13 protein-coding genes are annotated in these 15346 nt (G+C 43.0%); 4 read left to right on the top strand and 9 right to left on the bottom strand.

The window, feature by feature from the left end:
• Nucleotides 1-68: 68 nt before the first annotated feature.
• The 5 genes from AC19MX_RS03165 to punC all read right to left on the bottom strand — a co-directional run bounded on the left by AC19MX_RS03165 (nucleotide 69) and on the right by punC (nucleotide 7643).
• Entirely contained in the window at nucleotides 69-2981 is a 2913-nt protein-coding gene (locus tag AC19MX_RS03165) for a valine--tRNA ligase (RefSeq protein ID WP_432399092.1), read from the bottom strand.
• Nucleotides 2982-3014: 33 nt separating this feature from the next.
• Nucleotides 3015-3464 carry a DNA polymerase III subunit chi gene (locus AC19MX_RS03160; protein WP_432399091.1) on the bottom strand — a complete coding sequence of 150 codons (450 nt, stop codon included), beginning with the start codon at nucleotides 3462-3464 and terminating at the stop codon, nucleotides 3015-3017.
• Nucleotides 3465-4129: 665 nt separating this feature from the next.
• Nucleotides 4130-4822 (bottom strand): hypothetical protein, encoded by a 693-nt coding sequence (locus AC19MX_RS03155; protein WP_432399090.1) that lies wholly within the window; start codon nucleotides 4820-4822, stop codon nucleotides 4130-4132.
• Nucleotides 4823-5359: 537 nt separating this feature from the next.
• A complete protein-coding gene (locus AC19MX_RS03150) occupies nucleotides 5360-6091 on the bottom strand; it encodes a substrate-binding periplasmic protein (protein ID WP_432399089.1) in 732 nt (243 codons plus the stop codon).
• Nucleotides 6092-6356: 265 nt separating this feature from the next.
• Nucleotides 6357-7643, bottom strand: coding sequence for a purine nucleoside transporter PunC (gene punC, locus AC19MX_RS03145; RefSeq protein ID WP_432399088.1), 1287 nt, complete (start codon nucleotides 7641-7643; stop codon nucleotides 6357-6359).
• A 183-nt stretch (nucleotides 7644-7826) separates the two neighbouring features.
• Between punC and punR the strand changes: the two genes are divergently transcribed.
• On the top strand, nucleotides 7827-8729 hold the full coding sequence (gene punR, locus AC19MX_RS03140; RefSeq protein WP_432399087.1) for a DNA-binding transcriptional activator PunR: 903 nt from the start codon (nucleotides 7827-7829) through the stop codon (nucleotides 8727-8729).
• Nucleotides 8730-9010: 281 nt separating this feature from the next.
• Here punR and pepA read toward each other — a convergent pair whose 3' ends face one another.
• Nucleotides 9011-10519 (bottom strand): leucyl aminopeptidase, encoded by a 1509-nt coding sequence (gene pepA / locus AC19MX_RS03135; RefSeq protein ID WP_432399086.1) that lies wholly within the window; start codon nucleotides 10517-10519, stop codon nucleotides 9011-9013.
• Between the two features lie 273 nt (nucleotides 10520-10792).
• Between pepA and lptF the strand changes: the two genes are divergently transcribed.
• Together lptF and lptG are read left to right on the top strand one after the other, a co-directional pair.
• Complete coding sequence (gene lptF, locus AC19MX_RS03130; RefSeq protein WP_432399085.1) at nucleotides 10793-11905, top strand: LPS export ABC transporter permease LptF; 1113 nt, start codon at nucleotides 10793-10795, stop codon at nucleotides 11903-11905.
• Nucleotides 11902-12960, top strand: coding sequence for an LPS export ABC transporter permease LptG (lptG, locus tag AC19MX_RS03125; RefSeq protein ID WP_432399084.1), 1059 nt, complete (start codon nucleotides 11902-11904; stop codon nucleotides 12958-12960). Before lptF ends, lptG begins: the two co-directional genes overlap by 4 nt.
• 129 nt (nucleotides 12961-13089) lie before the next feature.
• Here the strand turns inward: lptG and AC19MX_RS03120 are convergent, their stop codons facing one another.
• From AC19MX_RS03120 to AC19MX_RS03110, 3 genes are all read right to left on the bottom strand, one after another.
• A complete protein-coding gene (locus AC19MX_RS03120) occupies nucleotides 13090-13599 on the bottom strand; it encodes an RDD family protein (RefSeq protein ID WP_432399083.1) in 510 nt (169 codons plus the stop codon).
• Between the two features lie 26 nt (nucleotides 13600-13625).
• Complete coding sequence (locus AC19MX_RS03115; protein ID WP_432399082.1) at nucleotides 13626-13880, bottom strand: DUF2960 domain-containing protein; 255 nt, start codon at nucleotides 13878-13880, stop codon at nucleotides 13626-13628.
• A 245-nt stretch (nucleotides 13881-14125) separates the two neighbouring features.
• Nucleotides 14126-14575 (bottom strand): GNAT family N-acetyltransferase, encoded by a 450-nt coding sequence (locus tag AC19MX_RS03110; RefSeq protein WP_432399081.1) that lies wholly within the window; start codon nucleotides 14573-14575, stop codon nucleotides 14126-14128.
• A gap of 189 nt (nucleotides 14576-14764) precedes the next feature.
• Between AC19MX_RS03110 and AC19MX_RS03105 the strand changes: the two genes are divergently transcribed.
• The gene (locus AC19MX_RS03105; protein ID WP_432399080.1) at nucleotides 14765-15337 is read left to right on the top strand and encodes a DsrE family protein; all 573 of its coding nucleotides are present in this window, start codon (nucleotides 14765-14767) and stop codon (nucleotides 15335-15337) included.
• The last annotated feature ends 9 nt before the right edge of the window (nucleotides 15338-15346 follow it).

Here is a 15346-nt window from a genome sequence, read left to right as displayed (position 1 = left end):
TTTATATAAATGTAAAATAAAAAACCAGCGACGTATCGCTGGTTTTTTGTATCAATGTAATTAATTGATTAGGCTTCTATTTTAGCCAGTTCAATTTTTTGCTCGTTTAACTTTTCAATATCGCGTGTTAAGTCGGTCATTTTTGCGCGTTCTTTATCAATCACTGCAGCAGGGGCTTTAGCGACAAAGCCTTCATTAGACAATTTGCCTTCAATGCGCGCAATTTCTTGCGCCAGCTTTTCTAACTGCTTGTCGATACGCGCCATTTCAGCAGCAACATCGATTAAACCCGCCATTGGGATCAACAGCTCCATATTGCCCACTAGCTGCGTGGTCGACATTGGCGCTGTTTCACCTTCTTCAAGAATGGTGATGGTTTCGAGTTTCGCTAAGCTGGCAAAGAATGTTTGATTAGCTTCAAGGCGGATCCTGTCTTGATAACTCACACCGCGCACTAATGCATTTAGTGGCTTAGAAGGCGCAATGTTGAGCTCTGCACGAATATTACGTACCGCAACAATGACTTGCTTAACCCATTCTAAATCGGCCATTGCCGTCTCATCAACATGGTCAGCTTGATATGTTGGGAAGGTGGCTAACATCAAGGTGTCGCCAGTCACGCCAGCAAGTGGCTTAACGCGCTGCCAAATGGTTTCGGTAATGTACGGCATGATTGGGTGCATTAAACGCTGCATTTTTTCAAGCACGGTCACCAAGGTATGGCGAGTGCCGCGCATTTGCGCTTCGCTGCCATTTTGCATTACGGGTTTGGTTAACTCTAAATACCAGTCACAGAATTGGTTCCAGGTGAACTCGTATAAGGTGTTAGCCGCTAAGTCAAAACGGTATGCAGCCATATAGTCGTCGAAGGTTTTTACGGTTTGATTAAATAAACCAATAATCCAACGGTCGGCTAATGACAGTTCCATTTCACCTAGTTTGCCGTCAACTAAGATTTGGCCGCAATCAAGTGGTGTACCGGCTTCGTCGCTGTCTGGGTTGGTTTGAGTTTCGGTGTTCATCAACACGTAGCGTGATGCGTTCCATAACTTGTTACAAAAACTGCGGTAACCGTCTAGGCGCTTCATGTCCCAGTTAATGTCACGACCGGTTGATGCCATTGCAGCTAAAGTAAAGCGCAATGCGTCTGTGCCGTGAGCTTCAATGCCGTCGGCAAATTCTTTACGAGTGCTTTTTTCAATTTTAGCGGCCAACTGAGGCTGCATCATGTTGCCGGTACGTTTTTCAACTAGCGTTTCTAGTTCAATACCGTCAATCATGTCTAATGGGTCAAGTACGTTACCTTTAGACTTTGACATCTTATTACCGACTTCGTCACGGATAAGACCGGTCACGTAAACGGTTTTAAAAGGCACTTGTGGCTTGCCGTTTTCATCTTTAATGAAATGCATGGTCATCATGATCATACGGGCAACCCAGAAGAAGATAATGTCAAAACCTGTGACCAACACGTCGGTTGGGTGGAAGGTTTTTAAGTCTTCTAAATTGTCTGGCCAGCCTAGTGTTGAGAATGTCCATAACGCTGAACTGAACCAGGTATCAAGTACGTCATCGTCCTGGCGCAGCACGGCTGAGTCGGCAAGCTTATGTTTGGCGCGCACTTCTGCTTCGTTACGACCAACGTACACTTTACCGTTTTCGTCGTACCAGGCTGGAATACGGTGTCCCCACCATAGCTGACGTGAAATACACCAGTCGTTGATGTCGCGCATCCACGAAAAATACATGTTTTCGTATTGTTGTGGCACAAATTTGATTTCACCGGTTTCAACTGCTTCGATGGCTGTTTTAGCCATAGACTCTACCGCAACGTACCATTGGTCTGTCAGTAATGGCTCAATCACCACGCCTGAGCGGTCGCCATGAGGCACTTTTAAGCCGTGTGGAGCCACTTTTTCAAGTAAGCCTAATGTCTCAAATTCAGCGACAATCGCGTCACGTGCTTTAAAACGGTCTAGGCCGACATAACGTTCTGGTAAGGCGATTTCAATTGCTTTGTTTGGTGTGCCATCAGTGTTAATCACTTCAACAAAGCTGCGTACTGATGCATCTAAGGTGAAGATATTGTACATAGGCAATGCATGACGTTTACCGACTTCATAGTCATTAAAGTCATGTGCTGGAGTAATTTTTACGCAGCCGGTGCCAAATTCCATGTCGACATAATCGTCGGCAACAATCGGTACTAAACGGTTAACGATAGGCAATAAAATGAATTTGCCAATGAGTGATTGATAACGTTCGTCATCTGGGTGCACTGCAACTGCGCTGTCACCTAACATGGTTTCAGGGCGAGTGGTGGCAACCTCGAGGTAGTCTTTACCGTCGGCCGTGAGTGCGCCTTGTGCCAAAGGATAGCGGAAGTGCCACATGTGGCCTTGCTTCTCTTTGTTTTCAACTTCAAGATCGGAAATGGCGGTGTGTAGCTTTGGATCCCAGTTAACTAGGCGCTTACCGCGATAAATCAATTCGTCATCATAAAGACGCACAAACACTTCTTGAACGGCTTTTGATAGGCCTTCGTCCATGGTAAAACGTTCGCGATCCCAATCAACAGAGGCGCCCATACGACGAAGCTGCTTAGTGATGGTTCCGCCTGATTCGGCTTTCCAATCCCATACTTTGTTGATAAACGCATCACGGCCTAAATCATGGCGTGTTTTGCCTTCTTCAGCTTCAAGCTTACGCTCAACTAACATTTGAGTCGCAATACCTGCATGGTCGGTACCCACTTGCCAAAGGGTATTTTTACCCTTCATGCGTTGATAGCGGGTAAGGGTATCCATGATAGTGTCTTGGAATGCATGACCCATGTGCAAGCTACCGGTTACGTTCGGTGGCGGGATCATGATGCAGTAGTTGCCTTGTGATTCATTGCCATGCGGCTTGAAGTAACCTTGCTCTTCCCAGTTTTGGTAAAGGGCTTGTTCGATAGACTTTGGGTTGTATGTTTTTTCCATAGGAGCGTTATGTTCTCTATCTAAATTAAGTGTTTATTCTGCTAATGCTTGAGTGCTAGGTGTAATGCCTGCACTTTGATATTGACGGTAGCGATTGCGGGCAATGCGCTTAAGCTCATCGTCATTAGCGACAAAATCGATAATATGGGGCAAGTTTACCGCAAAAGTGGGCATGTGGTCTGCAAGATTAATCAGAACTTGGCGACTTTTATTTGGCCCTAAGGTGTCAAAACCAATTTCAACCGGCGCACCTGTTATTGGGCCTTCGCCTTTTAAATTGTGCGGTACAAAGGCGTTAGGCTCAAATTGCCACAGTAACTCGTCAATTGCATAAGCTTGTTGCTTGTCTTTGCAGTGAATATAGACGGTTTTTTGTTGGCGATAGTGTTGTTCTGCTAACCGGCAGGCAGCCAAATAAAGCGCATCTAATGCACTCATTTGATTATGATTATCAGGCATAAGGTAAAACAAGGCTTGAGTCATGTTGTGCAGCTTTTTACCGGTTTATAAGTTGACCACGAGTTTACACTAAAATCGCTTGCGGGTTAATGGCTGTGGTTTTGCTATTTATATGACATTAGCATAGCTCAATGTCATGATCGTCAGTTTAATCGTGCTGATTAATCCGACATAGAGCGCGATCATAATGGACTTTCTACGCCGCTGAGGTAATAGCTCCTTGATGGATGGACGTTGAGGAGATGATTGCTGTGGCGTTAAGCTTGAACGCCACAATACGAACCATCTAATAGTTAAATAACCTGAGCTCGGGATAATAAATGCCTTTCAAACAGTCCTTTGCCCTGCTAACTGCGTTGAATCGACTTACAATAGGCTAGCTATTGACGCGTCAATTCGCCTTGTTAGCAGAACAAATGACAAGCTTGAAAGAGAGGATGGGTAACGTGTTGATTTTAAATAGTATAAGTTCATCCCTTATCCCGAGTTCAGGTTAAAGAGTAAGAAATATCATTAATCATTAGCTGCTGTTTACGCCATGGACCTAGCAGTAGTAGCCGGGTATAAACTTGTTGTTGATTAATGGATAAGCTGAACCGGGTAGTAAAGCGGTCGTAACTGACCGCTATTTTGTGATTATCTATGAGATGTATTTTGTGTTGGTGACGCTCAAATAGCACTGCGTGCCCCTAGCGAATTAATTCACATTTTGCATGAGTAGGGCTTGTGCCTTTGGTGCACTCTTTTAATGCTCTGCGTTGCGCTTTTAACATTGAATCATAACCAAAACCGTAGCCATAGCGAATATGACCACTATCACTCACTGAAACGGCGAGTGCTTTATGGTTTTTAAAGTCTTTAAATTGAATTAATACATCAATCAGTTTTTGATCATTTGTGATGAATTGACATGCTTTAGCTTGCGGGTTGTGTTCGCAAGCTAATGGATATTGGTCAAATACAGGGTAGGAAATATCGATACTATCAAACCAAGAGGACCAGCTGGTTTCTTGAGTCTCAATTGTAATGTCAGCAGGAACATGAATTTGCAGATGTTGATCGTCAGAATCTTGTTGCCCTAACCAGATTAAGCTGAGTTTATTGTCGTTAGGATGGCCATTAGCAACGAGCACATCACCAGCGCAATTGTCGCACAGTTGCTCATCTGCTTTGATGATTGATATTTGAGTTGAGTAGTCAGAAGCACCGGCGCAGCTTCGTTCAAAGATAACAGCCTTGTACATTTTATCTAATGAAAGTGATTCGGTGTAAACGGTGTTACCGCACATGGAGCTGAGTAGCCAGCCCAATAAAATTGCCACTAACCCATAAAGGGCCAATGCACTAACGATTGTAATGATGATGACTTTTAGCGCTTTCACCTGAAGATCCCTTTCTGCGAGTTTGTTTTATAGATTATGGACTTATCATGTTTGCAAACGAGATAATAGGCTTGTTACGTATGTGTAACAAGTTAACAATTGTTTAGTTGCTGGCTATTTTTTCGCTTAGATTTTTCAAATCGACATTGTCGGTAGCGGTATTTTTAGCGGATAAAATGAGTCGATAATTAATACCATTGCGCATTAATAAGTGCCCACTCAGAATGCTTCCAGCGGTTTTTGATTAAGGCGTCGCTATGTAGTAATGGTTGTTCCCTTTCAAATAGCGAGAACGCAGAGCAAAAGCGGCAGGGGCATTCCTTTCAGGCGAGTTTTAAAAGGGCTTACACTGCGTTGCATGACTTCGAAAGAGAACAACTATTCATTCAGCCATACGCCTTGTTTAAGCCCTTTTACATTCTCGCTGAGAGATCATTTACTAACGCGGAATGGTATAACCGCGCCCTTGGTTAACGTGTTTAGCACAATGGCCAATGGCGCTGGATTTAAGATGTTGAGTTTTGGGAGTTTGGGTTTTTAGTGCTGAGCAATACTGATCTTTTGGGTAAAGTATCGGTCATAAATTGCTTGATACTGCCCTGATGTTTTTAGTTCATCAAATGCCTGTTGCCAGAGTGCCACTACCTCGTCACTTGTGTCGTTTGAAAAAGCAATGTACAAGGTTGAGTCGTATAGCTTAACTGGTGTACGTTCTATGGTATCAATATCGATATTTGCCGCTTTTGCTAAAAAAGGCATCACTAATTCGCTCATTGGTGCAGCGTCTACACGGCCGTAGCTGAGCATCTTTAGGGATTGTAATTGAGCATTGTCGGTGCTGAGATTGGTAAATCCTTGGGCGCTTAAGTAAGTGTGGTCGGCATTATCAAGCACCACGCCAATATTTTGTACTCGCTTGAGATCTGCTAAGTGGGCAACAGACAATTGCGAACTTCGCTTTTTATAAAAATATACGCCGCTAGTAATGATAGGCCCGACCCACTTCATGCTTTGTTCACGCTCAGGTCTTTTTGCGATAGCAAATAATGCAGTATTAGGTTGTGACTTTAACAACTGAAAAGCCCTATTAAAAGGGTACATTTCAATATCTGTTTTAGCACTCACATTGGTGTTTTGTATCATCGCCTGAATTATGTCGACAGAAAATCCACTTAGCACTCCGTTATCTTGGTAACTAAAAGGCCGTAGTGGGTGGGTAATAAATTGGGTGTCGTAGAGCGATTGTGCTGCTAGCTTGTTTAAAGGCATCAAGGTCACAAACGCACATATTAATATAGTACAGAGGCTTAATTGAGAGTATTTCATCAATTAATGGCCGATTGTAGGGGACTAGAGTGTTGAGCATGCCGTGCCATTCAATCAATTCCTTCTGATTGTTGAGTCAGTATATAACGTCGTTTTTAGCGATGTTGTTCGATGGTATTGTTCGATGATATTGTTCGATATTTAATCTACCATGTAATGAGGTTATAAAACAAACTATAACCTCATCATTATTGCGTTTATTGATGCGTTATTTAGGCACCTCTTTGCTTGAGGTTTGACTCAGTCTTGCCGGATCGGGGAACACAAAGTGCTGCTTGATTTGTTTCCAAGAATCATGACGTTTAATGATGTATCCCACTGCGACTAATATTGAACAAACTAAAATACCCCATCCAATCGCGTTGTCACCTAAGTCAGCCCAAAGCACGACTAAGCTTGATGCGCCGAAGGCAATCGAAATTTGAATAAAATTCTGTAATCCAGCGGCTTTTGACGCGTTGTGTTTAAACTCTTGCAGCGCATTGTTAACGACGATGGGATAAATTGCACCATTACTGCCAGCAAGTAGTGAAAATGCAATTAATAACGGCCAAATGGTGTCGGTGTTGATTAATACGCTTGAGACAAAAATGGCTGCAACGCAATAACCAAAGAAAATCAATAAGCAAGTTAATGTGGTTTGGGTACCCAGCTTTTTGATGAGTATTTTACTGGAGTAGCCACCAACGATAAACATGATTGTTTGTGGAACAAAACTTAAACCAATTTCTGTTGCGGCATAACCATATTGTTCCATTACCGCTGGCCATAAGGTTAAGTAAGCAAAAAAAGCCCCTGAGCACGCGCCAAATATTAATACATTACCCAAGTAGCGAGTATTGCTGAGTAGTTGCAGATAGCCAATATGTGTTTTATTGGCCTGAATAAGTTTGGATTCTTTAGGGACAAAAATACAGGTCATGGTAATCAGCATAACGGCGATGATACACAAACAGATAAACACAGCCCGCCAACCAAAACTGTTTAGTATAAATGCACCCACAATAGGGGCTAGCGCAGGAGAAAGTGCAACTAACGGCATGATATTAGAAAATATGTTTTGCGCTTTATCTGCTGGGTATTGTTCAATCACAATCGCCTGCCAAATTACCGCGGCGCTACACGCTCCAATCGCTTGAAAAAAGCGCGCAATGTTCATTGTCATGATGTTGTCACTGGTTGCAATCAATGCACTTGCCAGCATAAATAAACCTAAGCCGACCAGTAGGGCGTTTCGTTTGCCTATTTTATGGACTAACGGACCATACAGTAACTGACCGATTGCAAGCCCAGCTAAAAAGCTGGTTAGCGAAATAGCCACTTCTGAGGTGGTGGCATTAAATGTCCCTTCAATAGATTTGAACGAAGGTAGATACATATCTGTTGCAATAAACCCTAACATACTCAGCAAAGCTAAATAAAAAAGGAAAAAATAAAACATTAATTTTGTTGGTTTAGTGTTAGTAATTATATTGTTGCTGCTAAATTCTGACATCTTTAGTTCTGTTGGTATGAATAAAAAACAGTAGCTTAATGGGTTACTAAATTAGCAGGAAACGTTTATTTTTGACCACTGCCATCAAAAATATTGATGGATTAGATTGAGGGATTTATTTAGGATGTATTTTTATGTTTGTTGATTTTAGATAAATATCCATTTTTAATGAGTTAAATCAATATGCTTTCACAGCAAACTTTCGAATTAATTGATGTTGTTGCCCAAACAGGCAGCTTTACTGCGGCGGCAAAAAAATTACATAAAGTGCCATCTGCTATTAGTTATTCAATTAAACAAATTGAAACGGAATTAGGTGTTGAGCTATTTATTCGCCATCATCGCAGTGTTACGTTAACCCCTGCCGGTAAGCATTTTGCAGCCAAAGCTCGTGTCTTTTTGGCTGATATGGCGCTGATGAAGCGCGACACTCAACGAGTGGCGAATGGTTGGAAGCCCACTTTGTCAATTGCGCTTGATAACATCGCGAGAACCGACAGTGTACATGCCTTAATTGCTGACTTTTATAGGCAGTTTCAAGATGTTGAGTTAATTATTCGTATCGAAGTGTTTAATGGTGTATGGGAGGCACTTGCTACTGGTCGTAGTGATATTGCGATTGGTGCTACTACCGCCAATCCGGTTGGCGGGGCTTATAAGTTTACTTATATGGGCGACATTGATTGGTTGTTTGTTGTCAGTGCGGGGCATCCGTTAGCCGATATTGTGCGGCCTTTGATTGATGATGAACTTAAAGTGTTTCCGTCTATTTGCTTGGAAGATACGTCACGTGAAATTCCTAAACGAACCGATTGGTTGTTAAATGGCCAACGCCGCTTGGTTGTGCCCGATTGGCACAGTGCGATTAATTGTTTTGTCGAAGGGCTTGGTGTTGGCTATATGCCTGCTCATTTAGCACAGCCGTTAATTGAGTCGGGTAGGTTAGTGAGCAAGGTACTGAGTCGAATTAAGCAACCGAGCCCATGTTGTCTTGCATGGAATGATGAACAAATGTCACCCGCATTGGCCTGGGTATTAGATTATCTCGGTGATGGCGAGCAGTTACATCGTCAATGGCTGGCCTAATTTGAGGGCTGATTTAAGTCGTCTAATTTTGGTTGCCAACTCAATGGCACTTCACTCAATAACGCTTTACTCAATAGCACTTCGCTCAATAGCACTACGCTTAATAAAACTAAATTCAAAGTGACTATATTCAAAGTGACTATATTCAACGGCTCTAAACTTAAGCTCTCTAATCTTAAAACCATGCGGCCCGAGGTGATGATCATCTACCATTCCAATAAAACAGTAACAAAAAAGGGTAAAGCCTGCGCTTTACCCTTTTTTATGCGTTAAGCCAAAGCTTATTCGCTAATTTCAACACCAGCACGATTAATTAAGAACTGGCTTAAAATCGGCACCGGACGACCGGTTGAACCTTTGTTTGCGCCGCTATTCCAAGCTGTACCGGCTACGTCTAAATGCGCCCAGTTGTACTTTTTAGCAAAGCGAGACAAGAAACACGCCGCAGTGATTGAGCCCGCAGGACGGCCACCTAAGTTAGTCATGTCAGCAAACGGGCTGTCTAGCATGTCTTGGTATTCATCCCATAACGGCATGCGCCATGCACGGTCACCGCTTTGCTCACCAGCATTAAGCAATTCATGTGCTAATGGGTTGTGTGAGCTAAACAAGCCTGAAGCATGTTTACCTAATGCAATCACACATGCACCGGTTAAGGTTGCCGTATCAATGACAAGCTCAGGATCGAAGCGTTCAACGTAAGTTAATACATCACATAACACTAAACGACCTTCAGCATCAGTGTTAAGCACTTCAACCGTTTGACCTGACATGGTTGTTAAAATGTCACCTGGGCGATATGCGTTACCCGCAGGCATGTTCTCACAGCCAGCTAAAATACCAATAACATTGATAGGCAACTTCATTTCACATAGCGCTTTCATTGCGCCAATTACACCCGCAGCGCCACCCATGTCGTATTTCATTTCGTCCATGGCTTCGCCTGGTTTTAATGAAATGCCGCCTGAGTCAAAGGTTAATCCTTTACCCACAAGTACAATTGGTTTTTCTGTGCTGTTTACTGCGCCTTGATATTCCATCACGGTCATAATTGACTCGTTTGCGCTAGCACGACCTACAGCAAGGTATGAATGCATACCTAACTTGGCCATTTGCTCTTCGCCAATGGTCGTCACTTTTAGGTTTTCGTGCACTTCAGCCATTTGACGAGCTTGAGATGCTAAATAAGCTGGGTTGCAGATATTCGGTGGCATGTTGGCCACGTCGCGGCATAAATGCATACCTGCTGACACCGCGGCTCCGTGCTCAATCGCGCGCTCACCAATGGTGAGTTCACGGCGAGTAGGCACATTAAATACCATTTTACGCAGTGGACGACGAGTTTCACCCTTACGGGTTTTTAATGCATCAAATGAATATAAGCTGTTTTGAGTTGTTTCAACGGCTTGGCGAACTTTCCAATAGGTGTCGCGGCCTTTGACATGCAACTCAGTTAAGAAGCATACTGCTTCCATAGAGCCTGTTTCGTTTAACGTGCTGATGGTTTTTGTGATGATTTGTTTGTATTGGCGCTCGTCTAGCTCACGCTCTTTACCACAACCAACCAATAATACACGTTCACTTAATACGTTGGGTACGTGATGCAATAGCAACATTTGACCAGGCTTACCTTCAAGGTCGCCACGGCGAAGTAGATTACTAATGTAACCTTCACTGATTTTATCCAATTGCTCTGCGATACCAGATAAACGGCGAGGTTCGTAGACACCAACAACGATACAAGCCGAACGTTGCTTTTCGGGGCTGCCGCTCTTTACGCTAAACTCCATGAGCACTCCTAGATTCTTAAAGACAAATTTTTATATTTATTAGATAATGTTTGCATTAGGCCATCTGGCATATAATCAACGAAAAGGTGTTAACTGTTTGGGATTATTAACTAAAAAAAGGCGGAAATTGACTGCCAAAATAGAGGTTAATGATGACCCGAAAGCACCTTCCGCGCTGGTCAGAAAACTAGCAAAACTGCTGAAAGTAGACAGTTTACATGAAAGTTGCTCTGATACCAGTAAAAAGATAAGTTTAACCACCGGATCCTACTTGTGATTGTATTTAGATACCTGATTGGTGAAGTTTTAAAAGCACAATTTGCGGTACTTTTGGTACTGTTAACTATTTTTATTAGCCAGCAATTTGTGCGCGTGTTAGCTGACGCTTCAGACGGCGAATTTCCTGCATCATTAGTCATGACATTGCTGGGGCTTAACTTGCCTCAATTAACCGTTTTAGTCTTGCCGCTGAGTTTCTTTTTAGCCATTTTATTGGCTCATGGGCGTATGTATGCCGAAAATGAAATGGTGGTATTGCACGGCGTAGGTGTTAGTGAGTGGTATGTCACCCGCGTCACGTTACTGGTTGCGCTTGGCAATTTGATTTTTACTGCTTATTTGTCGATTTATGTCGGTCCGTGGGCAGAAGAACGTCAAAACCAGGTATTAGAGAAAGCTCAGTCGGAGGCCGGTCTTGCAGCCTTGACTCAAGGGCGCTTCCAAGCCAGTCCTAACGGGCGGGCGGTGTTGTTTGTTGAGCGTATTAACAAAGATAACACTCTTGATAACGTCTTTGTGGCGCAGTTACCCGATCCTGAAGATGAAGATGGCTTAACCAACATTGTTGTTGCTCAGCAAGGCCGAGTGATAGAAGACGATATTGGCAGCCAACAACTGCAACTTGAAAACGGAGTACGTTACCAAGGTAGTCCCAATTCTCTTGACTTACAGACCATTGAGTTTGGTGGTTATAAAATGGAAATCAAAGAGCAGGAAGTGGATGAGCGTCGTCGTAAATTGTCAGCACTGCCTGTTGACGAATTATTGGCAACCCCAGGACCTGAAGCCTCAGCTGAGTTTCAATGGCGTTTGGCAATTCCTATCGCTATTCCATTAATGACATTAATTGCCGTACCTTTAGCTCGAGTGAACGTTCGTCAAGGTAAGTTTGCCAAAATGTTCCCGGCTATTTTATTGTATTTAGGCTATTTTGGATTGATGGTAGCGGGCCGTAAAGCCTTGCAAGATGAAGTGGTACCACAGTATTTAGGCATGTGGTGGATCCATGGTTGCGCTTTGATATTAGGGTTACTGTTATTAGTTAAAGAGCGGCCGTCAGGTAAAAAGTTGCTAGGCTTATTTAAACGTAAGCAGGTGACAGCATGAGAATTTTAGACCTTTATATTGCCCGTATGATTGTCAGCACGTCGGCTTTGTGTTTACTTGTTCTAACTGGCTTGTCGGGCATTATTAAGTGGGTAGATCAGTTACGCGTTGTCGGGCGCGGTAGCTATACGTTAATCGATGCGGGTATCTACGTATTGTTTTTAGTGCCACGAGACATTGAAATGTTTTTCCCAATGGCGGTACTCCTTGGCGCGTTAATCGGCATGGGGATGTTGGCGTCTAATTCTGAGCTTGTGGTCATGCAAGCTTCTGGCATGTCGCGTTTACAAATTACTCAATCGGCGATGAAGACTGCTATTCCACTGATGATTATGGTGATGGCGCTAGGAGAGTGGGGCGCTCCCATTGCGGAGAAAAGTGCTAAAGAATTGCAAGCGGTTAAAACCTCAGGTGGCAGTTTAATTAAATCTCATCGCGGTGTTTGGGCTAAAGATGGCGATATGTTCGTTAATATCGGTGAAGTGATCAATGTCGATTCCCTTAATAATGTTAGCTTATATCGCTTTAACGATAAGCTTGAATTGACGGGCGTTACTCACGCTGAGCAAGCCATGTTTAAGGGGGATGTTTGGAAGCTCATTGGCGTTAATCACACTTCAATACAAGATGATAAAGTGGTTCGAGATTATGTAGACAGCGATATTTGGCGCTCATCACTGACACCAGATAAATTGAGTGTCGTGTCTGTTAAGCCTGAGTCGTTATCCATTCGAGGGCTTCTCGATTATCTAGACTATTTAGAGGTTAACCAGCAAGACTCAAGTCGATATGATTTAGCGTTATGGCGCAAGATTATGCAGCCTGTGACGGTGGCAGTGATGATGCTCGTGGCGTTATCGTTTGTGTTTGGTCCATTGCGTACCGTAACGATGGGCGCTCGAGTGTTATTGGGTGTTGTGGCTGGCTTTAGTTTTTATATTAGTAACCAAATATTTGGTCCCATGAGCATTGTTTACGAGATACCGGCATTTATTGGGGCCGTCGCGCCCAGTGTGTTATTTACCGGCTTTGCCTTATATTACATCCGAAAATAAATGTTTTGCTAACGCGATAAACAAAAATGGCAACCAGTAGGTTGCCATTTTTATTACTTAGGAATTAACTAAAATCACTAACTGTTACCATCAACTAATTCCATCAAATTATGTCATTATTTAGCGATATTATGCGCCGTGCCAATTACGCATTTGATTGGCCTCAACCGACAATAACACCACTTCTGAACGGGTCATCATGTCTTGCAAAGCCAGTTTATCGGCATTGATTAAAATCCATAAGTTACCCACACCTAATAAAGACCACACTACGCGAGCACAAGCAGTAATAAAGCTCAGGTTTTGCCCGTTAGGATGTTGGACTTTTAAACGCCAGGCTCTCATGCCTAACGTTTGACCTCCACGGCTCCAAAAAATAGCGTAAAAGCTCACCACACACAGTGCTAACCACAGCTGATAAAGTCCATGATAAAGCGGCGTGTTATTGAGTAGATCTGAAGTGTGCTCAAAACCATTGAGTGAAATCATGCCGCTGCTTTGTAAGCCAAAGAAGACAGCAAAACCAATCGCACCGGCAAACATATAAACTGCAACAGCGAGTAAAGAATCATAAATTATCGCCCCGACTCTGCGAACAAAACTGGCTCGAGGGAAATTGGCATGTTCTGTGTTTAACATTGATATTCCTTACGACTCAATTGAGGTTAGATTTCATCATCTTCACGCACAAACTTAATGCTGGTAAAGCCAAAACGAGCGAATTCGCTTTTGCGGAATTCTTTTTCTGCTTTAGCGCCTTTTTTTGAGGTCAATGCAATCTGCTTTTCCATGGAGAGAAACTTTTTTAAATCAATTCCTTCAGCCTCAGCAGCCGCTTCATAAAGGTCGTGGTGTATGTCGTAGCTAAATGGAATCGTTTTTGTTTGACCTTTAAAAATGTAAATCACTTGGCGCGCCATGACGAACTCCTGAAATTAATGTAAATCATAAATAATATGGTACCTAGGATGATTGTCCTGCCATAAGATGGCTATTAAGGCATGAGGTTCCACGTTGTAAGAGTCTAGTGGGTGTAACTGCAGGCTCTTACATAATGGCTAATTGTCCCACGTTCAACAGGCTATAACCAATAGGTTCGCAAAAACTTGCCATAAATTATCAATAAAATTGCTATTAACCTTTATCAAGAGGCCATTGGTTACATTTAAGTTAACGTTAAATATAAATAACAGGCTCCAGCAGGATAGCTGCTAAGCGATTGAGTGAGTTTTGGCGATGTTGCGTGTGGCTTAAAGCCTTGTTGCAGCCAATACGTGTGTGCACCTTGCACCGCAACGAGCCCAATGCCGTCGATATTTAACGCGCTAGCTTGATTAAGTACATGCGTTAAAAGTTGTTTGCCAACCCCTAAACCTTGCGCACTCGGTGCAATGGCCATGTCATGTAAATACCAACTGGTTGAATGTTGCGATGATATCTCACTGTCTAACGACGGTGCATCGCCACGATTCCAAGGATGCACTAAAGCATAGGCTAATACTTGTTGAGTTTGCTCGAAGACCACACAGGTTGAAGGCGATGCCAGCCATTTACTTTGCATCACACTTAACGATTCAGGAGTGAGCTCGACATAACATTGAGCTTGTATGGCCATAATGCTTGACCAGTCAGTGAGGCAAATCGGGCGTATTGGCATATTAATCAGTTTTGGCTTATTTTAGAGGCGATTATACTCAGAAATGCGCTAAATTCCATGCGTTAAACTGTGTTAAAGTGGCATCCACATTGTTAATGAGTGGCTAATTAAGCTGCGAGACTCGGTATCATAAGGAACATCACTATAATGAAAATTAATTTACCTTTAACGATCACACCCGCGGTGTTTTCCGCGTTAATTGCCGTTTTTGCATGTTTTTCTTTTACGGCTAATGCTGGCATTGAAGCATTTAAACCCGGCACCGTGATTAAAGATTATGGCAAGGTTGCAGAGGTCAATAGCAGTTTAGTGATCCCCAAAGGCATGAAGTTTAAAGTGGCGTTTGATTTAGGCCAAGCAGCAAAAGCGGGTGAACTTAATCGCAGCATAGATACCTTAGCCCGTTTTATTAATATGCACGTTGCAGCCGGAGTGAAACGAGAAGACATTTCACTGGCGATGGTCGTTCATGGGCAAGCTGCGAGCGATATGACTCAAGAGCGATTTTATAAAATGCTTAATACGGGTAAGAGTAATGCTAATGCAGACTTGATTGCGCAATTAGTTAAACAAGGCGTTAGGTTTTATGTGTGCGGCCAAACCGCAGCTTATTATGGCATTACGCCTGATGACTTATTACCTGGAGTGGATATGGCGCTGTCGGCATTAACGGCTCATGCTGTATTGGCTCACGAAGGTTATAGCGTAAACCCGTTTTAAGCCTTTTAC

The sequence above is a fragment of the Shewanella sp. MF05956 genome (genome assembly GCF_059758055.1).
Note: the sequence above shows the minus strand (reverse complement) of the source record. Positions and strands in the feature narration are given on the sequence as shown.